A 477-nucleotide genomic window follows, 5' to 3' on the forward strand; every position below is an offset into this window, starting at 1 on the left:
GCACGGCAATCTGGTGCATGACACCGGCATGCGGCGGCGCCTGTCGCTCGGCTTCCGCGAGTTGCAGATCATTGACGGCGGCGAGGCCGACACGCCGGCGTCGCTGCTCACCATCGCCATCGTTCATGCCGCCGGAGGCCACAAATTCCACCGGCTGCAGCTCTGTATCGACGTGCTGCAAGGTGTGCGCGCTCTGCAATCGCCGGAAGCCGAAGCGCGCCTTCTCGAAGCCGCGCGTATGACCGGCATCGAACTCGAGCTGGCGACCGTGCTCAATGTGACCGGGCGGCTGTTCGACGAGCCGCGCGCGATCGCCCTTGCCAACCGCATCAAGCCCGATCTGTCGATACGGCTCGCCAAATTGCTGATCACCGGCAACATGCTGCTCAGGGTCAATTCGCGGGACAAGATGCGCTCGCGCCTTAGCCGCGACGCCTTCCGCTGGGTCCAGCGGCTTGCCCGGCCAAGGCCCTATCC

The 477-nt window shown here is 65.8% G+C and carries 1 pseudogene; it reads left to right on the plus strand.

Going from position 1 to position 477, the window contains the following annotated elements:
• Window positions 1-477 (plus strand): annotated as a pseudogene (locus EOA60_RS36850) (hypothetical protein); the annotation flags it as partial.

Source organism: Mesorhizobium sp. M1A.F.Ca.IN.020.06.1.1 (assembly GCF_004023265.1).
GTDB lineage: Bacteria > Pseudomonadota > Alphaproteobacteria > Rhizobiales > Rhizobiaceae > Mesorhizobium.